At 45.9% G+C, this 22,519-nt stretch carries 18 protein-coding genes; 16 read left to right on the top strand and 2 right to left on the bottom strand.

The window, feature by feature from the left end:
- Nucleotide 1 precedes the first annotated feature (1 nt).
- The 5 genes from HF638_RS19975 to HF638_RS19995 all read left to right on the top strand — a co-directional run bounded on the left by HF638_RS19975 (nucleotide 2) and on the right by HF638_RS19995 (nucleotide 5,570).
- On the top strand, nucleotides 2-1,333 hold the full coding sequence (locus HF638_RS19975; RefSeq protein ID WP_169481728.1) for a HAMP domain-containing sensor histidine kinase: 1,332 nt from the start codon (nucleotides 2-4) through the stop codon (nucleotides 1,331-1,333).
- A 214-nt stretch (nucleotides 1,334-1,547) separates the two neighbouring features.
- On the top strand, nucleotides 1,548-3,383 hold the full coding sequence (locus tag HF638_RS19980; RefSeq protein WP_169481729.1) for a UbiD family decarboxylase: 1,836 nt from the start codon (nucleotides 1,548-1,550) through the stop codon (nucleotides 3,381-3,383).
- Between the two features lie 284 nt (nucleotides 3,384-3,667).
- Nucleotides 3,668-4,759 carry an HD-GYP domain-containing protein gene (locus HF638_RS19985; RefSeq protein WP_169481730.1) on the top strand — a complete coding sequence of 364 codons (1,092 nt, stop codon included), beginning with the start codon at nucleotides 3,668-3,670 and terminating at the stop codon, nucleotides 4,757-4,759.
- A gap of 161 nt (nucleotides 4,760-4,920) precedes the next feature.
- Nucleotides 4,921-5,394, top strand: coding sequence for an SRPBCC family protein (locus HF638_RS19990; protein WP_169481731.1), 474 nt, complete (start codon nucleotides 4,921-4,923; stop codon nucleotides 5,392-5,394).
- 14 nt (nucleotides 5,395-5,408) lie between these two features.
- Nucleotides 5,409-5,570 (top strand): hypothetical protein, encoded by a 162-nt coding sequence (locus tag HF638_RS19995; RefSeq protein WP_169481673.1) that lies wholly within the window; start codon nucleotides 5,409-5,411, stop codon nucleotides 5,568-5,570.
- 25 nt (nucleotides 5,571-5,595) lie between these two features.
- Here the strand turns inward: HF638_RS19995 and HF638_RS20000 are convergent, their stop codons facing one another.
- Nucleotides 5,596-6,816 carry an MFS transporter gene (locus HF638_RS20000; protein ID WP_169481732.1) on the bottom strand — a complete coding sequence of 407 codons (1,221 nt, stop codon included), beginning with the start codon at nucleotides 6,814-6,816 and terminating at the stop codon, nucleotides 5,596-5,598.
- A gap of 287 nt (nucleotides 6,817-7,103) precedes the next feature.
- On the opposite strand from HF638_RS20000, the gene HF638_RS20005 reads away from it, so the two are divergent.
- Together HF638_RS20005 and HF638_RS20010 are read left to right on the top strand one after the other, a co-directional pair.
- Nucleotides 7,104-7,691: a TetR/AcrR family transcriptional regulator gene (locus HF638_RS20005; RefSeq protein ID WP_169481733.1), complete on the top strand. Its 588-nt coding sequence runs from the start codon at nucleotides 7,104-7,106 to the stop codon at nucleotides 7,689-7,691.
- Nucleotides 7,692-7,721: 30 nt separating this feature from the next.
- Nucleotides 7,722-8,690, top strand: coding sequence for a D-2-hydroxyacid dehydrogenase family protein (locus HF638_RS20010; protein ID WP_169481734.1), 969 nt, complete (start codon nucleotides 7,722-7,724; stop codon nucleotides 8,688-8,690).
- A 181-nt stretch (nucleotides 8,691-8,871) separates the two neighbouring features.
- Here the strand turns inward: HF638_RS20010 and HF638_RS20015 are convergent, their stop codons facing one another.
- On the bottom strand, nucleotides 8,872-9,909 hold the full coding sequence (locus tag HF638_RS20015) for a LacI family DNA-binding transcriptional regulator (protein WP_169481735.1): 1,038 nt from the start codon (nucleotides 9,907-9,909) through the stop codon (nucleotides 8,872-8,874).
- A gap of 396 nt (nucleotides 9,910-10,305) precedes the next feature.
- Between HF638_RS20015 and HF638_RS20020 the strand changes: the two genes are divergently transcribed.
- From HF638_RS20020 to HF638_RS20060, 9 genes are all read left to right on the top strand, one after another.
- On the top strand, nucleotides 10,306-11,355 hold the full coding sequence (locus tag HF638_RS20020; protein ID WP_169481736.1) for a 2,3-butanediol dehydrogenase: 1,050 nt from the start codon (nucleotides 10,306-10,308) through the stop codon (nucleotides 11,353-11,355).
- Nucleotides 11,356-11,595: 240 nt separating this feature from the next.
- Nucleotides 11,596-12,909: a hypothetical protein gene (locus HF638_RS20025; protein WP_169481737.1), complete on the top strand. Its 1,314-nt coding sequence runs from the start codon at nucleotides 11,596-11,598 to the stop codon at nucleotides 12,907-12,909.
- A 332-nt stretch (nucleotides 12,910-13,241) separates the two neighbouring features.
- Nucleotides 13,242-14,345 carry an NADH:flavin oxidoreductase gene (locus HF638_RS20030; protein ID WP_169481738.1) on the top strand — a complete coding sequence of 368 codons (1,104 nt, stop codon included), beginning with the start codon at nucleotides 13,242-13,244 and terminating at the stop codon, nucleotides 14,343-14,345.
- A 399-nt stretch (nucleotides 14,346-14,744) separates the two neighbouring features.
- The gene (gene nagZ, locus HF638_RS20035; protein WP_248278210.1) at nucleotides 14,745-16,085 is read left to right on the top strand and encodes a beta-N-acetylhexosaminidase; all 1,341 of its coding nucleotides are present in this window, start codon (nucleotides 14,745-14,747) and stop codon (nucleotides 16,083-16,085) included.
- Nucleotides 16,086-16,126: 41 nt separating this feature from the next.
- Nucleotides 16,127-16,831, top strand: coding sequence for a response regulator transcription factor (locus HF638_RS20040; RefSeq protein ID WP_169481739.1), 705 nt, complete (start codon nucleotides 16,127-16,129; stop codon nucleotides 16,829-16,831).
- Nucleotides 16,828-17,811 (top strand): sensor histidine kinase, encoded by a 984-nt coding sequence (locus HF638_RS20045; RefSeq protein WP_211175706.1) that lies wholly within the window; start codon nucleotides 16,828-16,830, stop codon nucleotides 17,809-17,811. Before HF638_RS20040 ends, HF638_RS20045 begins: the two co-directional genes overlap by 4 nt.
- Before the next feature lie 313 nt (nucleotides 17,812-18,124).
- Entirely contained in the window at nucleotides 18,125-18,895 is a 771-nt protein-coding gene (locus HF638_RS20050) for an ABC transporter ATP-binding protein (RefSeq protein WP_169481740.1), read from the top strand.
- On the top strand, nucleotides 18,870-20,828 hold the full coding sequence (locus HF638_RS20055) for an ABC transporter permease (protein ID WP_169481741.1): 1,959 nt from the start codon (nucleotides 18,870-18,872) through the stop codon (nucleotides 20,826-20,828). The genes HF638_RS20050 and HF638_RS20055 overlap by 26 nt, the downstream gene beginning before the upstream one ends.
- A gap of 172 nt (nucleotides 20,829-21,000) precedes the next feature.
- Nucleotides 21,001-22,446 carry a 4-hydroxyphenylacetate 3-hydroxylase family protein gene (locus tag HF638_RS20060; RefSeq protein WP_169481742.1) on the top strand — a complete coding sequence of 482 codons (1,446 nt, stop codon included), beginning with the start codon at nucleotides 21,001-21,003 and terminating at the stop codon, nucleotides 22,444-22,446.
- Nucleotides 22,447-22,519: the final 73 nt, after the last annotated feature.

Consider the following 22,519-nt stretch of genomic DNA (forward strand, 5'->3'; position numbering starts at 1 on the left):
CATGTTGAGGAAAAGCCTGCGACTTCGAATCGTAGCTACGTTTATTGGAATTGTTCTGGTGAGTCTGATTCTCTCCTTTATGCTGAATAGTGGGACACAGGAAAAGACGCCAGATCGTTTCATGGTTACCTTTGCCGAAGATATCGCTACACTGATTAATTTGATCGATGATCCGGAAAAAGTACAATCAAGCTTAGGCATCTTTGCCCGGTATGGCTTGAACATCACTCCCGTGAATGAACAGAGTGAAGTGTTATCGTCCTTGCCTGAGGACAAAGTTCATTCGTTATTTGAGATGGGTACAACGGATGCAATGTTTATGTCCAGTAAGGATGGAATTGCGACTATAGGTGTTCCCGGAACGAACGAGGGGATAGGCACATTTCTAATTCAAAGCGATTTCTCCTCTCTTTTTCATACACTGCGAAACACGCTCTTAACCTCATTGTTAACGGTTCTGGTCATTGGTAGCTTATTAATCCTGTTTATGTCCGGGTACATTGTGAAACCGATTAAGAGATTAACGGTTGCAGCGAAGGAGATGTCCTCAGGAGACCTGTCGATCCGCCTGAAACACAATAATAAGGATGAGTTTGGGGAACTGATGGAGAGCTTTAATCATATGGCCAGTGAGTTGCAGAAAATCGATTCGGTTCGTGATGACTTTGTCAGCAACGTCTCTCATGAAATGCAGTCTCCGCTCACATCGATCAGAGGGTTTACCAGAGCACTACAAGATGGTGTTATTCCATTAGAAGAGCAGAAAGAGCATTTGGATATTATCTATGAGGAAACGCTGCGCTTATCGAGGCTCAGTGATAATCTGCTTCGGCTGGCCTCGCTGGATTCGGAGCATCATCCGGTTCATCTCACCACATTCCAGTTGGATGAACAATTAAGAAGGGCGATTTTACTGGCAGAGCCGCAGTGGGCGCAGAAGGACATCCAGATCGAGTTGGACCTGTTGCCCTGCGAGATCACAGTGGACAAAGATTTGTTTGATCAGGTCTGGCAGAATTTAATAAACAATGCGATCAAATACACCGGTTCTAGTGGTACCATCCATGTGGAGATTGAGACGTCATCTTCATTCGTGAAGGTACTGATTAGAGATTCAGGACAAGGCATACCTGAGGAAGCTCTGCCGTATATCTTTGATCGATTCTATATGGCGGACAAAGCGCGGAGCAGCTCGCTTCGAGGGAATGGATTAGGGTTGTCCATTGTGATTAAAATCTTGAAATTGCATCAATGTACAATTGATGTAAAGAGTGAAGTAGGAAAAGGTACGCAGTTTATTGTCACGATCCCCAGATCGACCATTTTATCTTAAGGCAAGTCAGAAAATAGAGAGCAGCAATATGGAAACAATCGGTCCCTGTGCGTTCAGGGTTCAGATTGCTTCCATGTTGCTTTTTGACATTTATAATCGCGACAAAATTTCACATATAGTTTTGTTTAGCAGTGGATCATTTGATAAAATAGAAGAGACGTTATGTGAATCTATGAACTTAATCAATTTATCATACAGAGAATGGAGCCATCCAATGAAATATCGCAATATGGAAGATTGTATTAACGATCTGGAGCAGCACGGTCATTTGATTCGGGTCAAAGAAGAGGTTGATCCACATCTGGAGATGGCAGCGATCCACATGAAAGTGCACGAGGCTAAAGGCCCGGCGTTATTATTCGAAAATGTAAAAGGCTCAAAGTTCCAGGCCGTATCGAATCTGTTCGGCACGGTGGAACGAAGCAAATTCATGTTCCGCGGTACGCTGGAAGGCGTACAACGGGTCATGGCTGTTCGTGACGATCCTATGAAGGCGCTTAAGACGCCATTCCAGCATGTCCAAACAGGTCTAGCTGCGTGGCAGGCGCTGCCGAAACAGAAGTCTATTAGTCTACCCGTGTCCGCGCAAGAGATTCAAATCTCGGACCTGCCGCTCATCAAGCACTGGCCCATGGACGGCGGGGCATTCGTGACACTGCCGCAGGTATATTCCGAAGATCCGGATAAGCCAGGAATCATGAATTCCAATCTGGGGATGTACCGGGTTCAGCTGGATGGCAATGATTTTGAAATGAACAAGGAAATTGGACTGCACTATCAGATTCATCGCGGAATTGGTATACATCAAGCCAAAGCTGTCAAAAAGGGAGAACCGCTGAAAGTCAGTATTTTCATCGGGGGTCCACCAGCACATACACTCTCAGCGGTGATGCCTCTGCCTGAAGGACTCAGTGAGATGACATTTGCTGGCCTGCTCGCTGGACGTCGTTTCCGGTACAGTTACAAAGATGGGTATTGCATTAGTAATGATGCCGATTTTGTCATCACAGGTGATATCTATCCAGGCGAGACGAAGCCAGAAGGTCCGTTCGGCGATCATCTGGGTTACTACAGTCTGACGCATGAATTTCCACTAATGCGTGTGCATAAAGTCTATGCCAAACCGAATGCCATCTGGCCGTTTACGGTTGTTGGTCGTCCACCGCAAGAGGATACGGCTTTTGGCGATTTGATTCATGAGATTACAGGAGACGCGATCAAACAGGAGATTCCTGGCGTCAAAGAAGTGCATGCGGTCGATGCAGCAGGGGTTCATCCATTGCTGTTTGCCATTGGCAGTGAACGTTACACACCTTATCAGGCTGTGAAGCAACCGACAGAGTTGCTCACGATTGCTAATCGCATTTTGGGTACGGGTCAGCTAAGTCTGGCGAAGTACCTGTTCATTACTGCTGAGGATCAACAGCCTTTGGACACCCATAAGGAAGTTGAATTCCTGACCTATATCTTGGAGCGCATGGATATGCAACGGGATATTCATTTCCATACCCATACGACCATTGATACATTGGATTACTCGGGTACAGGGCTGAACAGCGGTAGCAAAGTTGTTTTTGCAGCCTATGGCGACAAGATTCGGGATCTGTGCACGGAAGTGCCGGAGTCTTTGAAAAATATTCGAGGTTATGAGAATGCGCAACTCATCATGCCGGGCATCGTTTCGATTCAGACATCGGCCTTCACGAGTTATGCGGATACAGCACAAGAGATGCAAGCATTCACGTCTCTATTGAAGGAACAAGGAGGTCTGGACTCGTGTCCGATGATCATTCTTTGTGATGACAGTTCGTTCCTGAGTGCGAACCTCAGCAACTTCTTATGGGCAACCTTTACTCGAAGCAACCCTTCACATGATATGTATGGGGTTAATAGCGGATATGACCACAAGCATTGGGGTTGTGATCAGGTTATTATTGATGCCCGTACCAAACCTCATCAGGCACCGCCGCTGATTCCCGATGCTTCGGTCGAGAAGAGCATTGAACGATTTTTTGTTAAAGGGGCAAGCCTGGGTTCGATCAAAATCTAATTTGTGATGTTTAAGAAGTTCAAACATAAGAGTTTGAACTTCTTTTGTTTACTCTGATCCAGAGTTTTTTCACATAAAAGTAAATAAATGTTCAAAACCGGGACTAATTCAGATGCAGTAGTGAGGATAAAGTCTTATATATTCGTATTTACCTTTGCGATTAAGGTCGTTTGAACTATGTAGGAAATGAAGAATTTTAACGATATAAAGAAGTATAGGTATTTTTGTGGGCCCGATCCATTGGGTGCTGTTACTATAATGAATTGTTCAGGGGGAATACCGATTTGAGAATCCATATTATGAACCTGCAAGACGGAGACCGTCTGACTGCAGATACATTCAGCGATGCAGGATTACACGTTCTCGGAAAGGGGACTGTAATCAAAAGTGAGGATATCTCCTTGCTCATGCAGCACCGTGTAGATTATGTAGATATTGAATCACGTGAAGAGGAAATTACTGAGGCCGAATTTTTTGCTGCAGCGGCAAAGCATGCTTCCGGGTCAAGCGCAAGCACGAAGGAAGAGCCGCCTGAAGAAGAGATGAAGTCCCAATTTATTCAGACTGTACATAATTATCAAAATGCTTTTCTCGAAGCTCTGACTGTTGGCAAGTTCAACGCCACCATGGTGGATGATGCACTGCAACCAATGGTTGAGGGACTGGATGAGCAGAAAGATGTCGTTCATCTCCTGATGATGCTGGAGCGAGATGACGTCAATAACTATACACATTCAATCCAGGTGGGCCTGTTGTCCTTCTACCTCGCCAACTGGCTTGGATATTCTCAGAAGGAAAGTTATCAGATCAGTCGTGGTGGCTACCTGCATGACATCGGAAAGTGCAAAGTATCCCACCGGATTCGGAACAAAACAGAACCGTTGACGGCTGATGAGCAGCTTGAAATGCAACGTCATACGATCTATGGCCATGATATTATCAAAAATTCCATGACGGATGAAGCGACGGCATTGGTTGCCCTGCAGCATCACGAGCGAGAAGATGGTTCCGGTTATCCGATGCAACTGAAAAAAGAGGAGATTCATCCCTATACCCAGATTGTATCTGTAGCCGATATCTATATTGGCATGAGATCTGGGAACCACGGAGGCAGTAATCCGAACCTGATCAACAACCTTAGAGATATCTATGGTATGGGATTTGGTAAATTGAACGAAAAGCCGGTTCAGGCATTGATGCAACATTTGCTTCCTAATTTCATTGGGAAACAGGTTCTGCTCAGCAACGGAGAAAAAGGTGTTATTGTCATGAACAATACGTCTGATATTTTCAAACCGCTCATCAAAGTGGAATCTGAAGAATATCGCGACCTCTCCAAAGAGCGTACGCTTGCCATTGATGAATTGCTTATTTAATATCGATATTCATTGCTATTCAGTATTACATAGAAGACGGGCCTCCTGTACGAAGACAGGGGACCCGTTTTTTGTTATATCATTCTTGATGTGTTGTTCGACAAGAAAAGCAAGCGTATACTTTGCAAAGATCTTATTTTTCCTACCAAGGAGCGATCGCCATGATTGAAGTGACAACCGAGATTACGATACATGCTTCGATTGAACGGTGCTTTGACTATGCCCGGGATATTGACGTACATACTCAGACCGTCTGGAAACATACGAGAGAGCGAGCAATCGCAGGAGTAACAACAGGAAGAATTGAAGCAGGGGATACAGTCACATTTCAGGCTACTCATTTTGGGGTCAGACAGAAGCTGAAATCCCGAATCATGCAGTTTGAACGACCTTTCCTCTTTGTGGATCAGATGGAGAAAGGGGCTTTCAAGAGTATGCGACATGAACATCATTTCAGCGTAATTGGAGATCAGATGACTTGCATGAGAGATACACTTCGATTCGAAGCTCCACTTGGATTGCTGGGATGGGTAACGGAGCGACTTGTGCTGAAGAGATACATGCAGGCATTTCTGGAGAGTCGTAATCGTAAGCTCAAAACGATGATTGAGCAGCAGCCAGAATTGAATGGATAAAGGAGAGAAGACGATTGATGGATAATGAATACTATGTAGGTTGGGGCACACTTGCCTTGATTAATGCCGGACTGGCTCAGGGAAAAAACAGAAGTGGTCGGAACTGGTTTCTGATTTCCCTGTTATTTGGTCCGTTAGCAACCCTCTTTATTGTTGTGTGGAATAAACTGGACTAGGGCGTGTCTTAAAACTCGCCCTAATTCAACGAACAGTATTCCGATGCATACAACGATCGATCATCCAGAACACAAGGGCCGTTGCACTAACGCCCGCACCTAACCAGCAAACCGCTGTCCAGCCCGCCCATGCATACACTTGGGTAGAAACGATGGAGCCGGTCGCACTGCCGATGGAATAAAAGATCATATAAGCTGCCGTTAGGCGGCTCTGCGCTTCAGGACGAACTTCGTAGATCAGGCTCTGGTTGGTAACATGTACTGCCTGCACGGCGAGATCGAGCAGGATAACGCCCAGGATCAGGAACCACAGGGAGTGATGCATATATCCGATGGGCAGCCAGGATAGGAGCAGAATGACAAGTGAGATGCCGGTTGTTTTTTGCCCAAGTCCCCGATCGGCGAGTTTACCTGAACGAGCAGCAGCCAATGCTCCCGCCGCTCCTGCGAGACCGAATGCACCTATGACTGTATGAGACAGGGACAGTGGAGGGCTACTTAGTGGCAGAACTATGGAAGTCCACAAGATGCTGAAGGCTGTAAAAATCAGCATGGCCAGTATACCGCGTACTCGTAATACAGACAATTCACGGTACAGTAGCAGAACAGATCTGAGTAATTGGAAATAGCTTTGTTTCACGTATGAGGACTGCTGCCTTGGGAGAACAAGATATAAGGCGACAATTCCGAGTAAGGTAAAGCTGGCGGAGAAGAGATATACCGATCTCCATCCGAGCCAATCGTTCAGCGTACCTGCAACCGTTCGGGCAAGTAAAATGCCAATGACTATCCCGCTGGTTACCAATCCGACAATGCGACCACGTTCGGAAGGGGCTGCCAAGTGTGCAGCAAAGGCAACGAGCGTTTGCGTAATGACCGCGAGTAGACCTACTACAGCCATGCCCGTTAATAAAAGTGAGCTGGATTGTGCGGTTCCTACGAGAACCAGTGCAAGCACAGATAAGAGCATTTGAATGATGATCAACTTGCGGCGATTTAAGAGGTCACCAAGCGGAACAAGAAGGAACAGCCCCAAGGCATAACATATTTGAGTCACTGTGATGACAATCCCTATGGATGATGGAGAGAGGCTGAATTCTTGAGCGATGGAGTCCAGCAAAGGCTGAGCATAATAGATATTGGCGACCGCAAGTCCGCTGCACACGGCAAAAAGAAGAGCAACTAACCGTGACATGACAGGACGATCCTTATTGGATAATTGTGCATCTGGGGAAGAAGTTTGCATGAATGGATGTCACCTTTCTATTATGTACTGATTGGTATGATATGTTTCCGCATAACCATACTTTAATTGTGTGAATTCTGTCAACAGAGATTTAGGTGAGGGTTGAACTAAAGAATATTTTACACAGAGACTGCGATGACAGAATAACTATTAAATCGCTATTATTACAAGATATTTTGATTCCATTGTAACTAATAACTACTTTCTGGTTATTTGGTTTTGACTTTGTAATAAGAGTGAGATTACAATGTAATAAATACTGATCGATACATAAAGAGGTGGGTTGTATGGTTAGACAACGGGAATTTGATACGGATAAAGCACTTGATGCAGCGATGCATACGTTTTGGGACAAAGGATTCGAAGCGGCATCTTTGAGTGATTTGACGAATGCAATGGGCATTCAACGCCCAAGTCTGTATGCAGCTTTTGGGGATAAAAAGGAATTATTTGAAACGGCGCTTCGCAGGTATACCACTCAGCATGCGGCTCAAGTCAGGGCCAGACTTCAACAGGGATCCTCCGTGCGGGAAGCCTTTCGTAGATTGTTTGAACATATTGGAGCAGAGGGGAGTGTGACCGAGCCTAGTCACGGCTGTTTTTGCATTAATACAATGGTTGAACTAGCTCCGCATGATCCCAAATTCGCTGTTCTTACGCGAGAGCATCAGATGTACCTGGGTGTTCTTTTCAAAGAAACGATAGAACGAGGGCAACAAAGCGGGGAGTTGTCTGCGGATATGGATGCGATTGCGGTCGCACAGTCTCTGATCGTATCGATGATTGGACTGACGGTATTGATGAAATCAGGACCGGACCGCTCTTTTGTAGAACAGAGCATTCAGGTTACATTGTCTCTGCTACAATATAGTTAAGAATTGAGCAGGTATAGGAGGAGATCAGGAATGGATACAAAGTTGCGCTGTGCCGTTTTGGACGATTATCAGAACGTTGCGCTGACGTCGGCGGACTGGAGTCCGTTGATGGAACGGGTGGAGATTCAGACATTCAACAACTATATGGGTTCGGAAGAAAAAGTCATCCAGGAATTGCAGGACTTCGATATTGTGGTCCTGATGCGGGAACGCACACGGTTTCCGGAGAATGTCATTTCGCAGCTCCCACGGCTAAAACTTCTGATTACAAGTGGTATGCGCAATGCGTCCATAGACCTCAAGGCTGCGGAGCAGAACGGGATCATTGTGTGTGGAACCGAGGGGAGCTCCAACCCGCCGACCGAACTTTCCTGGGCGCTCATTCTGGGACTGTCCAGACAATTAGTTACGGAAAATAATGCACTTCGCTCCAATCGAAACTGGCAGAGCACGGTCGGGTTGGATCTGCATGGGAGAACACTTGGATTGCTCGGTTTGGGCAAGATAGGTACTCGTATGGCTGAGATCGCACAAGCATTCGGTATGAATGTGATCGCCTGGAGCGAGAATCTGACACGAGAGAAAGCCGAAAAACATGGTGTGATCTGGGCCGAGACCAAGGAGCAACTGCTTGCACAGAGCGACATCGTTTCCATCCATCTGGTATTAAGTGATCGTACGCGCAATCTGATCGGACAAGCTGAATTTCAACAAATGAAACCTCATGCCCTATTGATCAATACGTCACGAGCGGGCATTGTCGATCAGGAAGCTATGGTGAAGGCATTGCAGAGTGGTTTGATTGCAGGTGCAGGTCTGGATGTATATGAGCAGGAACCACTGCCCGTTAACCATATCATGCGAACATTGCCCAACGTCCTGGCCACACCGCATCTGGGTTATGTAACTCGCGGCAATTATGAGATCTATTATAATCATACCGTAGAAAATATAGAGATGTTCCTGAAGGGAACACCGATCAGGCAACTGCTACCTTAGAAGGAATGTATGCTGAATAACCATTTACCTATAGTTGTATAGATTCAAAGACAAATAAGGTGTTGCCAGGAAAGGATTATCCCTAGGCAACACCTTTTTAGTACATCCACATAAAAGAAGAACTTAAGGGACTGTTACAACCGTAGCCGTAAGGTACTCAGATCTATTCCACTCACCAAGTTTAACGGTGTGGTCCTTGATGAGAAGAACGGATCATGGCAACGCTCGATTCACGAACAATTAGGCGCGGTTCAAATTGAATGTGCTCGTAGTCGGTCGTGTTCATCTCCCGAATTCGTTTTAACAACAGCTCGGTAGCAAGTCTGGCGACTTCTTCTCCCATAATGGATACAGAACTAATCTGTGGAGACGAGACGGTAGTCCATTGATTGTTATCGACGCCCACTACAGCTACATCTTCGGGCACACGCACCCCCAACTCCTTGAAGCGATTAACCAATCCGATGGCAACCATATCATTAATGGCATAAACGGCATCGGGCATATGCGTAAGTCCGTAGAAATAATCGGCAGCATTAGCCCCTGTATTCAATGAAAAGTCCTCACCAAAGTAGACGAGAGAAATGTCCACATGGCCTACGGCTTGCTCATAAGCACGGAAGCGTTCTTCAATAATGTCCTTGGATGCTCCGGCATATGCAATTCGAGTCCGGCCAATCTTGAACAGATGTTCCATCACCAATTTGCCTTCAGGTTGAGACAAAGAGACGATATCTGCCTTCATGCCCGGCTCCAGTTTCTTGCCGTAATTAATCATGGAGATGGGGAGAGGGGCTTTATCTATCAGTCCGGGCAATGTTTTGGGATAAGCCAGAGGCATAAAGATCAGCCCATCCACATGCAGTTTTTTTACATTACGAATGGTTTCCAGTTCGGTTCGGGCATTGCCCGCCGTATTAATCTGCACGACATGGTATCCATGCTGCTTCGCGGTTTGCTCCACGGACCAGGAAATCTCCGGAATGATGGCGTTACGTATGTCGGGTACAACGAGCGCGATTTGGTGGGTTTGCCGGATTTTTAGACTCTGTGCAGAGGTGTTGGGTACAAATCCAAGTTCTTCAATGGCCTGCATCACCTTATCTCGTGTTTTACTGCTGATGCCTTCCGAATTGTTGATGGCCCGGGATACGGTAGCGATGCCCACGCCAGCACGTTCTGCTACGTCCTTGATCGTAAGTTTCTGTTCTTTACTCAATGTATGGTTACCTCACTTTATCGGAAACGATTCCGAATTATCTGAATATGTATGCATTTCACGATGGTTATATAACTTGATTATAACATTTGAGGCATGAAGTATCCCGTGAAAGGACCAGATTTTTACTGAGGGTTGATTAAATTTCAATCGCTTTGTGATGAAATCAGTCATATCAGCTGCCATATATATGTTAATAGCATGGATCACATCGTTTGTGATACAGCAAAGACAACTAAAATTAAAGTAGAAGCACTTAAAATTGAACTTGATATGATCACGAGATAGACATATTAGTGGAGAAATTTGTTTGACAGCGTATCTAAAATGTGACATATTTAATTTACGGAAACGTTTCCGATTATATCATAACTTATGATCTGGGAGATGAATTGAATGAAAGCATTACGTTGGCATGGAGTCAAAGATTTACGTCTCGAAAATATTAATGAACCTCATCCTGAAGAAGGTAAGGTCAAAATAAAAGTGGAATGGTGCGGCATCTGCGGTAGTGATTTGCACGAGTACACAGCAGGGCCGATCTTTATCCCGGTTCAAGCTCCACATCCGCTAACAGGGGAAAAAGCACCTGTAGTTATGGGCCATGAATTCTCAGGACAGGTCGTTGAAGTAGGCGAAGGCGTTACCCGTTTCAAAGCGGGCGATCGTGTTGTGGTAGAACCAATCTATGCATGTGGACACTGCGAAGCTTGTAAACAGGGCAGATACAATCTGTGCGACCAGATGGGTTTCCTTGGACTCGCTGGAGGCGGAGGAGGATTCTCCGAGTATGTAACTGCTGCAGAATCCATGGTCCATGCTATACCAGATTCAATCTCTTATGAGCAAGGTGCATTGGTTGAACCTTCGGCTGTAGCACTTCACGCCGTGCGCCAAAGCAAACTGAAAGTGGGCGATACGGCAGCAGTGTTTGGCGCAGGCCCGATTGGACTGTTGGTGATCGAAGCACTCAAGGCTTCGGGGGCGTCGGATATTTATGTGGTGGAGTTATCGGACGAACGGAAAGCAAAAGCCGAAGAGCTAGGAGCCATTGTGATTGATCCAGCACAGTTCAATGTGGTGGAAGAGATCCATCAACGTACACAAGGCGGCGTTAACGTAGCCTATGAAGTAACGGGTGTTCCACGTGTACTGCAACAAGCTATCGATTCGACACGTATTGGCGGAGAACTGATGATCGTCAGCATTTTCGAACAGGAAGCACCGATTCATCCGAACTCCATTGTCATGAAAGAACGTACGGTCAATGGCATTATCGGTTATCGCGATGTCTTCCCGGCAGTCATTAGTCTGATGGATAAAGGTTTCTTCCCGGCAGACAAGTTGGTGACCAAACGAATTTCGCTGGATGAAGTAGTAGAACATGGATTTGAAGCGCTGCTGAAAGAGAAAAACCAGGTTAAGATTCTGGTGAAAGCAGAATAATAGAGCGGCAAACGAAAAAGAAGATGAAGCCGAGTTGAAATTACTAAAAATCCAGTAGACTGCGGCAATAGATGATTAAAAATAGACAACGTATCTTTCGATGCGATTGTCTATTTTTTTTGTATAGATCGGGCGGAATTTGTTGCATGTACGGGTGGTTTTACATAGTATAAAAAGATACAATTTGTATCATCTTGGTATGAAGGGATTTATTATGAAAATATGAAGGAGGAAGCGGACATGCAGAGACATGCAAAATGGACAGCCGTCATTTTGACCATCGTTGCAGGAGTGAGCTGGATGCTTATGGGCAGCTCCAAGCCGAGAAACAACACGTCAACGAGTCAACCACCTGCGACTGAACGTGGGCTTGCCAAGGTGTCGAACGTACCGATCAGTTCAGCGGATGTAACATCGAAGATTGAACTGCTGGGGAAACCTTTTAGCAAAACACCCTATGCCAATAACGTCTGGGACATGCAACTGTATAATGGCAAAATATATTTGGGTCACGGGAACAGTAGTAATCTGGGCGTAGCGCCGAATTCAGGTCCTATTCCAGTCATTTATTATGATACAGCGAATGCGAAATTCAAGACCCAGTCGGTGACCAACAGCAATCCGGGCATTATGCCATCGACGAAGATGTATGTGGATGAGGAACAGATTGATATCTACCGAGTGCTGAACGACAAGTTATATATTCCTGGCAACGATTCAGATAGTGAGAATTGGGCTTTGGGCAACTTCTATCGTCTGGATGGAGAGGAATGGACCAAATATCGCAATCTTCCGCTCGGTGTGCACGTATACGATCTGGCATCCTATCAAGGAAAGATGTTTGCCGCGCTGGGTACGGACTCCAAACCAACCATATTAATCTCTCATAATGAAGGTGAAACTTGGCAGAAATATGCGACCATTAATACGTTTGGCTTCCGAGCGTATACGATGTTCCATCTTAATGGCAAATTATATGCCTCTGGCATGATGTATCCTGCCAATAACATATGGAATGATAAAACCAATATCCTGGAGATTAATGAACAGCTTCAGAAACGGGACGTTGTCATCTATGGCAACAAAATGCTGCCTGGGTTAACCTATCAAACGGGCACAATTCCTTATAATAAAATAGGCAAAAATGTTAACTTTAATAATAAGTTGCTCTATATAGCCGGAGGCGTGTTCAATGATGGACAGCTGTTGCCCAAATCCTTGAATGTCATGACCGACATTAATCAGGCAAGACGAGTTAATCTGCCAGATGCCAAGGCGCTTCCTACGGATGTGCTGTTGCGGGATGGCAAGGTATATGTGCTTACGTACACCCGGCAAAGTGCCAATCTCTATATCAACAGGGTCTATCAATCGACTGATCTCACAACATGGAATGAGATTTTGCGCTTTAACCAGGACACGTACGCCAAGTCATTCGAAGAGAATGACGGAGATTTCTATTTCGGTCTCGGTACGGATCCAGATGTATTATCGACTTCGTCAGGCAAATTACTTCGTGTAAATCGCGGTGATATCCCCGTAAATGCTAATTAAATTGGAAGGAAGATTATGGATTATATACTATGCTACATCCACATTATTGGTGACCGGGAAAATACCTGAAGATGTAGTAGAATACGGGGCGGACTGCTGTGGCAGTTTGTTCTAAGGGAGGCTGCCACAAGGTAGCTTTCTTTTTTTGTCCATAAGATTAGTATGAATGCCTAACTTCGAAAATTTGAAAATAAAATTAAGAAACTATAAAATGGATAGAGAAATAACCTTAAACCAGTCAACTGGATTAACCTGTTACGATATACAGAAGCAAGTCGCATTTCCCGTGAATGCGGAGTTCCATACTTCCAATTGCAAAGGAGCAATATACGATGAACGTACCTTCAGCATTATTCAAACCCTTTACCTCGGACAAGCTAACCTTGTCTAACCGAATTGTGATGGCACCTATGACACGTGGCTTCTCACCAGAGGGCGTACCTGGACCAGAGGTAGTTGAATACTACCGACGCAGAGCAGCTGGCGGAGTGGGGCTTATCATTACGGAAGGTACAGGCATTAATCATCCGTCTTCGGTCAGTGGGGCGAGTATTCCATTGTTCCATGGTGAAGATTCGCTGCAAGGATGGGCTAACGTAGTGAAAGCAGTACATGAAGCAGGTGGCAAAATCATGCCACAATTGTGGCATGTGGGTACAGCGCGTCGTTCCGGCGACTTGCCTAATGCTGAAGCTGAACCGGTAAGTCCGTCAGGCGTTAGCATGGCAGGAGAACCATCACGTGAACCCTTGACGGAAGAGGAGATTCAAGGTCTTGTTCAAGCATTTGCCCAAGCCGCAGCGGATGCACAGCGAATTGGGTTTGACGGCATTGAGCTGCACGGAGCTCATGGATATCTGATTGATCAATTCTTCTGGGAGCAGACGAACCGACGGACCGACAAGTATGGCGGTGATTTGGTACAGCGAACCCAATTTGCAGTTGAAGTGATTGAAGCTTGTCGTGCGGAAGTTGGCCCTGATTTCCCAATTGTGCTCCGGTTCTCCCAATGGAAGATGGGGAATTATGATGCACGTCTGGTGGAAACACCAGAACAATTGGAACAATTCCTGGCACCACTCAGTGCTGCTGGCGTAGATATATTCCATTGCTCTACCCGCCGGTTCTGGTTGCCTGAATTTGAAGGTTCCGAGCTGAATCTCGCGGGTTGGACACAAAAAATAACAGGCAAACCAGCTATTTCAGTTGGATCGGTAGGGCTGGAAGCTGAGTTTGTGGACAGAGCAACCGAGAACCAGGGAACAGGGGATGCCCATCTGGATCTATTGAATGAGAAGCTGGAGAATAATGAATTTGACCTGATCGCCTTGGGCCGCGTTCTGCTGAGTGATCCCGAGTGGCCTGTCAAAGTTCGTGAAGATCGCACATCCGAAATCATTCCTTTTACAACGGAAGTATTGAAAACACTCCAATAATTGAAGGGAAAGAACGTTAGGCAAAGGGTATACCAATCTTGAATGACAACGATTTACAACGAAAAATGAAACAAAAACAAACAAATGAGCCGCCTTTGGGCGGCTTTTTGACCTACCTATACTAATAATTTCAACATATGAAAAATTCACAATAGTAAAACGCTTTCCTGCACCGTTGCTCCTATTGATTATCCCCACACGTCCCGCACGCGCTTGGTCACAACACCATTTAGTTCCATATTTCAGGTTCTATAGCAACCATTTTTTTCGCTGCATATATGTCAGCACAACGATTCAATCCTCAGAAGCGCTCATTTTGAAAATCATTCACCTTGTGATAAGGTTAGGCCTAAACCCATGGTTTATCATGACGACATTACATAAGGAGGATGAATATCCTTGTACAACTATAGGTACACCTCGAACAATAAATGGAGAAAACCACTGTATATAATGTGTCTTCTGCTGGGGATCGTTCTAGTTTTATCGGCATGTAGCCAAGCTCAGAAACCTTCCTCTGCAACGGACTCTAACATCGATTCAAACACTGACTCCAACACTGGGCAATCTTCTTCATCGCCGGAGCAGAATACCGTTCCACCACAGGAACAAGCGCAAGAGGAACCGCAAGAAGAAGCCGACCTGGTGCAGGAGCAACTCAGTTCACTGACGTTAGAAGAGAAGATTGGACAGATGATACTCGCTGGTGTTCAGGGTACGACTCTGGATGCTCAAGCCAAACAGATGATTACGGCTCAAAAGGTAGGGGGCATTATTTTCTATGCCAACAATGTATCGACACTCGATGGAACAGCCAAGTTTGTGCAATCCATCAAGGAAGCAAATCAGTCTAACCCGGTACCAATCTTCATGAGTGTAGATCAGGAGGGCGGCAAAGTCAGTCGTATGCCAGAGACGGTGGAATCCATTCCTTCCAGTAGAAAAGTAGGCGAGACGAAAGATAGCGCGCTTGCTGAAACAATGGGCCAATTGCTGGCCAGACAAGTTCAGCTTGCGGGTTTTAATGTGGACTTCGCTCCTGTGCTGGATGTGAACAGTAACCCGAAGAACCCAGTGATTGGAGATCGTTCATTCGGCAGCTCGGCAGAACTAGTGTCACGTATGGGGATTGCGGAGATGAAGGGACTACGTAGTGAAGGCATTATTCCGGTAGTGAAACATTTCCCGGGGCATGGGGATACGTCCGTGGACTCCCATCTTGACCTGCCTGTCGTGAACAAAACGGAAAAACAACTGGCTGAGCTGGAATGGATTCCGTTCCAGGCCGCGGTGAAGGAACAAGTTGAAGCAGTCATGGTTGCACACATTTTGTTCCCGAAGCTTGATCCGGATCATCCGGCTTCCTTATCGGATGTCATTATTGGTGAACATTTGCGCGGCAAATTTAAGTATGACGGTGTCGTCATCACAGATGATCTGAGTATGGGAGCAATAGCGAAGAATTTCAAGTTGGACGAAGCTGCTCTAGCAACGGTTAAAGCAGGAAGTGACATTCTTTTGGTAGCTCATAGTTATGAAAGTGCCAAGACGATTTTTGACACGCTAATGAGTGCAGTGAAGTCAGGTGAAATCTCCGAATCCCGAATTGATGAAAGTGTATATCGAATCCTGGCATTGAAGCAACAATACAAGTTATCCGATGACCAGAAAGCTTCCGGAGATCTGAAACAATTGAATGCAGATATTGTGGATTGGCGTAAGCAAGTCGATGCTCGATAATCAATCCTGTGATATGATTTTGGCAGAGGTGAGACCCAATCATGTATACCATTATGATTATAGAGGACGACCCCAAGATTGCGGGATTATTGAAATCACATATTGAACGCTACGGGGACCGGGCCGTTCTGGTCGAGGATTTTGAGATGATTGTGCAACAGTTTGAGCAGGTACAGCCACATGTGGTACTTCTGGATATCAACTTGCCCAGTTACGATGGTTTCTATTGGTGCCGCCAGATTCGTACGCTGTCCACTTGCCCCATTTTGTTTATCTCCGCGCGGAGTGGGAAGATGGATCAGGTCATGGCACTGGAGAACGGGGCGGATGATTATATCACGAAGCCGTTTGAACATGAGATTGTTATAGCTAAAATTCGGAGTCAGCTGCGCAGGGTGTATGGGGACTATGCTGTACGTGACGAAGAACGCAAGGTGGAATTGGACGGTTTGATCGTGTATCTGGAAAGACAGGAGATTCAGCTTGGTGATCGCAAAGTGCAGCTGACGAAGAAGGAAACGATTCTGCTGGAAACGTTACTGCGCCGCAGTCCAAAGCTTGTGAGCAGAGAGACAATCTTGGAGAAGTTGTGGGACGACTCTTTTGTGGATGACAATACACTCAGTGTTAACGTTACTCGGGTGCGAAAGCGATTAGCCGAGCTTGGCATTACGGATGCACTGGAGACGGTCAGAGGATCGGGTTACCGACTGAACAATAACTGGAAAGCTTTTTCTCCATCATGAGATTGTTTATACGAGAACATCTCGCTTTAACTTGCTGGGTTGTTGCCATCTTGTTCACCGTTATTGCAGTGTTCTGGTATGACGGTTACAACGATTGGGTCACGGCTGCTTATGCCGTAGCGTTGGGATTATTTTTATACGTTGCATATTTGGTCTATCGTTATTATTCACATCGCTCTTTTTATGCCCGGATGACACGATCGATGGATTCGCTGAAGGAATTTGTACCATTGAACGAAACAAGTCCTTTATCATTGGCGCTGGAGAAGCTGCTGGATTCACAATACGGACAGTATCATGCTCATCTGCATCGGCTGGAACAGCGACAGCAAGAATATCTGACGTTTATGAACCAGTGGGTACATCAGATGAAGACACCGTTATCCGTCATTGAGTTGACCGTGGAAGATCAGGAAGATGATGATCCCAGGCTCATAAGCATTCGAGAGGAAGCGGACCAGATGAGACGGGGATTGGAGACTGTGCTGTATGTGGCGCGCTTGGATACCTTTGAACAGGATTTTAGTGTTGAACCTGTGTTACTGAAGAATGCTGGTGAAGAGGCGATCCATGAGCTGAAACGATTCTTCATCCGCAATCACGTCTATCCAGAGATGCATATAGAATCTTCGCTGGTTGTGCAATCCGATGCCAAGTGGATTCGTTTCGTCTTGGTACAGTTACTGTCTAATGCGATCAAATATTCAGCGGGCAGCGGACAAAAGATCCATCTGCGGGCATATGAAGCAGAACGCTCCATCATGCTGGAAGTCAAGGATCAAGGCATCGGGATTCCGAAGTCTGATTTGAACCGGGTATTCCAGCCTTTCTTCACCGGGGAGAACGGGCGGTATTTCAAGGAGTCCACAGGCATGGGACTGTATATTGCCAAAGAAGTGTTAACGCGGATGAATCATCGGATCGATCTTGAATCCGTGTACGGCGAAGGAACGACCGTCCGAATTACATTCAAATCCTGAAGTCGCAGGTTGAAGTTAAGATTGGGGCGTGAAGTCTGTATTTTTGTTGAAGAAGTGTGAGTAGAGTATGAATTACAGTGTAGGTTTAAGTTTAGACGTCTATTGCCTGGTTAGGGCAAAGACGTCTTTTTTGCTTACCATCATGCAACCTTACAACATTGTCATGTTGGTGAAAGGTTAAACCATAGGAGAATGGCCGAAACTTCGTTAGACTGTAGTCATAAGAGTGCAGGAAAGGCCACGTACAATACGCATGCACACAGCATGAAAGTAACTTGATTTTGAATTCATACATCACTAAGGAGTTGTAACCATGGAGATTTGTTCTGTAAAACAGATCAGTAAAATCTATAAAGGCATCGTATCGTATGAAGCATTATCCGGCATCGACCTCAGCATTCAAGAAGGAGAGTTTGTTGGCATCATGGGACCATCCGGTAGTGGTAAAACAACCTTGCTGAACATGATCTCTACAATTGATCATCCAACATCAGGCGAACTTCGGATTGCAGGGAAGAATCCGTTTGAATTGAATCAGGATGAACTCGCGCTGTTCCGGCGCAAAGAGCTTGGATTCGTTTTTCAATCGTTCAATCTGTTAAATACACTGACAGTCAAGGAAAACATTGTACTGCCACTGACTCTTGACGGCGTTTCGCTAGCAGTGATGAACACACGTGTTGAACAACTGGCAAGCAAGCTGGGGATCGAGAGTATTCTGAACAAGCGGACATATGAGATATCAGGAGGACAAGCACAGCGTACGGCCATTGCCAGAGCCCTGATCCATTCCCCGAAGCTGATTCTGGCCGATGAGCCAACAGGTAATCTGGATTCGAAGGCGGCCAGAGATGTGATGGAGATTCTTGAAACACGCAATCAGGAGGATCAAGCTACAATGCTGTTGGTCACCCATGATGCGGTTGCGGCGAGTTATTGCAGTCGGGTCGTCTTTATCAAGGATGGCAAATTGTACAATGAAATTCATTACGGCGATAATCGCGCAGCCTTTTATCAGAAGATTATTAATGTATTATCCCTAATGGGAGGGTCAGGACATGAATTTTCGCCAGTTCGCCATTAATAACGTTGTTCGCAACAAACGAATTTATCTGGCTCATTTTCTGAGCAGTACATTTTCCGTCATGATCTTTTTCACCTACGCATTGCTCCTGTTCCATCCCGATCTGAAAGAAGGGTTAAAGGGATCAAGTGGTACGGTTACGTTGCTTGCCAACCAGGGGTTTATGATTGCAGAGGTCATTATATTCATCTTTTCATTCCTGTTCTTGCTCTACTCTGTTGGTTCATTTCTGAAGACACGCAAGAAGGAGTTTGGTATATTCCTGATCATTGGCATGACACGTAAACAAATGAACCGGCTGTTGTTTATGGAGAACATGTGTATCGGATTAGCTTCCATTATTACCGGTATTGGACTCGGGCTTATTTTCGGCAAATTGATTCTGCTCATCTGCGGCTCCATGCTGGCTGTTGAGAACAGCCTTCGATTCTATTTTCCGCTAAAAGGCATTGCCTTGACGGCAGGTACATTTCTGCTGCTGTTTGTTGTGATCGCGATGTCATCATCCTTGCTCATCCGCAAAGGAACTCTCATTGACCTTGTGAAATCAGAGGAAAAACCGAAACCGGAACCCAAAGCCTCACGTCTACTTGCCTTGTTATCCGTATTGTTGATTGGCGGGGGTTATGCAGGAGTATTCACTTTTGTATGGATAAGCTTCTCGTTTCCGCTATTACTGGCAAGTGTCGTGGTCGTCATTGCAGGTACGTATTTACTGTTCACACAGCTCAGTGTGTACGTGATCCGGGCACTCAAAAGAAACCCAAGATTGTTTTTCCGCAAAACCAATCTGCTCTTCTTATCGGAACTTACGTATCGAATGAAAGATAACGCGATTATGTTTTTCATGGTAAGCATCATCTCGGCATCTTCATTTACGGGAATTGGCACCATGCTCGCGATTGCTGACCCTGGGTTATCGTCCATGTCTAATCCGTACGCATTCAGCTATATGAATTCATGGGATACTCCCCAGTCAGAGCGACATATTCGGCAGATTGAAGAAACGTTGATTGATAATCAAGTTCCCTACGTGAAGGGCAGTTATGCTCCTATAGGTGAAAATAATAATGGGAAGATTATCAAACTGAGTGATTATAACCGTCTTGCGAAGGCACTGGGGTATGAAGAACGTACGTTGAAACAGATCGATGAGTCATTTATGACACCAAGCAATTTGGCGATTCGCAAGGCGTACCGTGAACAGGTTGAACAAGGAGTCTCGGGAGGAAAGATCAATCTGGAGGTTGATAATCAGCGCGTACCTGTCCAGCTATCGACACCTGGTACCGATATTGTGATTCCTTTTCAATATGAAATTTATCTCTACGTCGTAACCGACGAACTGTTTAATAAGATGAGACCTGCGTACAACGAGGAAGTTGGCATGCCTGAAGGTTTCTATTCGAGTCAAACGATACAATTTATCGTGAAAGATTGGATGGGTACACGCAGCTTCGCTCCTGAATTGATCAAATCCATTCAAGATGATCATTCCGACAGAGGTTATTACGAGGTCAGCGCGCTTGTGGTGGACTGGCTTAATTCCAAGCAGACCAATGGCATCATTCTAATTTTGAGCGGCCTGATCGGCATTGTTTTCTTCACCTTTGCAGCAAGTTTCACGTATTTCAGACTCTACGCAGATCTAGAACGGGATGAAGCGCAGTATCGCATGATTGGCAAAATGGGACTGAGTCGTCCCGAACTCCGTAAGATCGTAACAAGGCAGCTATTGCTTATGTTCTTCCTGCCACTCTTGGTGGCGCTCATCCATAGTTCGGTTGCCTTTATAGCGTTACAGCAGTTGGTCGATTTCTCGGTTATCGGATACAGTCTGCGTATTTTCATGGTGTTTGCTTCCATGCAGATTCTGTATTTTGCACTTGTGCGCTGGCGGTATCTGCGTCACATGTATTCCAAATTAGTCTAAAATAGCATGCCCCAACAGACACCGGACTTATGGCTCGGTGTCTGTTGACTTTTCTATCCCAGGCACAGTACTATTTCATTAGATACAGAATGTATCATTACATAGTTTCTCAAGCAGTTAGAAGAATGGGATTACAGACATGTCAGGCAGATGCCTGAGAGGGAGGACATATATGAGTATCACGATGTCTCGTGGACAAGCTTACATTCAACGTTTGAATGATGAGCGGAATGTATGGCTGGACGGAGAACGTATCCAGGTAACTGGGCATCAAGCCTTTCAGGGAACACTTCAAACGATTGAGAGTTTGTTCAATCTGGTGGATGACCCGGAGACAAGGGAAACTGTGGCCTATTGGGACGAACAGACGGGAAGTTACGTGCACCGCTCCTTTCTTGTGCCTCGTTCACTTTCTGACGTGAACAGCAGGGCAGATGCTTTTCGTCTTTGGGCCGATCGTACGTATGGAGTGATGAGCCGATTGTCTGATTATGCTCGATCCCGCCTCACGGGCTGGTATGCAACACGACATGAGATGACAGCACATGACCCGGCTTTTGCGGGTAAAATATCCGATTACTTTGAACAAGCCAAACGAAAAGATGCTTTCCTGACGATTGTCCAGCGCGACCCGCAAATTAATCGTTCCTTGCCTGTTGGAGAAGATGAGGATGCCATGCTGCGGATTGTCAGAAGCAATACGGAGGGCGTAGTCATTCGCGGGGCAAAAATGGTGGCAACAGCAGCGCCTTATGCGGATGATATCATCGCTTATCCCGTTCAACGAATTCCAGGCCACCTGCCAGAACTGGCCCATATGGTGATTGTAGCCGCGGACAGTCCGGGCTTGCACATGATGTGTCGTGAATCTTTTGCCACAAAAGATTCGGATCAATCACATCCACTCAGTGCGCAGTATGATGAGATGGATGCCGTGTTATTTTTTGACGATGTATTTGTGCCCTGGGAACGTGTATTGCTGCACAATAACCCTGAAGCCGTATGGCAAATTCGCTGCAACACAGCTTCGGCCAGTCTGGCCTATCATCAGAGCGTCATTCGCTTACACTCGAAACTGGAGTTCGTTACAGCTGTGACCTCAGCCATTGCCAAGGAGATCGGGGTGGACTCCTTCCTGAATGTGCAGGAACAGCTCGGAGAGCTGATCAGTCAGATGCAGACCATCGAGGGACTGATTATTGCTGCTGAAGCACAGTCCAAGCCGGATACATTCGGCAACTGGCTGCCGGAATTCAAATATATTGAAACCGCCCGTAATCTGGGCAATCGCTATTATCCTCGCGCTGTGGAGATTTTGAAGACGATTGCTGCGGGTGGTCTGATTCAGATTCCTTCAGGTGCGTTTGAGATGAATGAAATGATGGGCTCCATGATGGGCAAATACCTTGGCGGAGTAACGATGCAAGCCCCGGAGAAGATTCGTCTCTTCCAACTTGCATGGGAGCTGACCGGAAGTCCACTCGGAGCAAGGCATGACCTGTATGAACGCTTCTACGCAGGTGATCCGGTGCGCAACCGGGCGAGCCAATATGTGCAGTATGACAAGGAACGTTTATCGGCGAAAGTTGAACCGTGGCTTCGTTCGGTTAAGGAATAATCTAATATGAATGGTCCGGATGAAGAATGAAAAGCCTGAATCAAGAATGAAAACGGTCCTATTTTCTTAAAGC

The sequence above is a fragment of the Paenibacillus sp. SZ31 genome (genome assembly GCF_012912005.1).
In the GTDB taxonomy this organism is placed as follows: domain Bacteria; phylum Bacillota; class Bacilli; order Paenibacillales; family Paenibacillaceae; genus Paenibacillus.

Excerpts from the sequence above, each read along its gene's own strand:
- HF638_RS19975 (WP_169481728.1), top strand. The coding sequence starts at position 2 with ATGTTGAGGAAAAGCCTGCGACTTCGAATCGTAGCTACGTTTATTGGA.
- HF638_RS19980 (WP_169481729.1), top strand. The coding sequence starts at position 1,548 with ATGAAATATCGCAATATGGAAGATTGTATTAACGATCTGGAGCAGCAC.
- HF638_RS19990 (WP_169481731.1), top strand. The coding sequence starts at position 4,921 with ATGATTGAAGTGACAACCGAGATTACGATACATGCTTCGATTGAACGG.
- HF638_RS20000 (WP_169481732.1), bottom strand. The coding sequence starts at position 6,816 with ATGCAAACTTCTTCCCCAGATGCACAATTATCCAATAAGGATCGTCCT.
- HF638_RS20005 (WP_169481733.1), top strand. The coding sequence starts at position 7,104 with ATGGTTAGACAACGGGAATTTGATACGGATAAAGCACTTGATGCAGCG.
- HF638_RS20010 (WP_169481734.1), top strand. The coding sequence starts at position 7,722 with ATGGATACAAAGTTGCGCTGTGCCGTTTTGGACGATTATCAGAACGTT.
- HF638_RS20020 (WP_169481736.1), top strand. The coding sequence starts at position 10,306 with ATGAAAGCATTACGTTGGCATGGAGTCAAAGATTTACGTCTCGAAAAT.
- HF638_RS20025 (WP_169481737.1), top strand. The coding sequence starts at position 11,596 with ATGCAGAGACATGCAAAATGGACAGCCGTCATTTTGACCATCGTTGCA.
- HF638_RS20030 (WP_169481738.1), top strand. The coding sequence starts at position 13,242 with ATGAACGTACCTTCAGCATTATTCAAACCCTTTACCTCGGACAAGCTA.
- HF638_RS20040 (WP_169481739.1), top strand. The coding sequence starts at position 16,127 with ATGTATACCATTATGATTATAGAGGACGACCCCAAGATTGCGGGATTA.
- HF638_RS20045 (WP_211175706.1), top strand. The coding sequence starts at position 16,828 with ATGAGATTGTTTATACGAGAACATCTCGCTTTAACTTGCTGGGTTGTT.
- HF638_RS20050 (WP_169481740.1), top strand. The coding sequence starts at position 18,125 with ATGGAGATTTGTTCTGTAAAACAGATCAGTAAAATCTATAAAGGCATC.
- HF638_RS20055 (WP_169481741.1), top strand. The coding sequence starts at position 18,870 with ATGAATTTTCGCCAGTTCGCCATTAATAACGTTGTTCGCAACAAACGA.
- HF638_RS20060 (WP_169481742.1), top strand. The coding sequence starts at position 21,001 with ATGAGTATCACGATGTCTCGTGGACAAGCTTACATTCAACGTTTGAAT.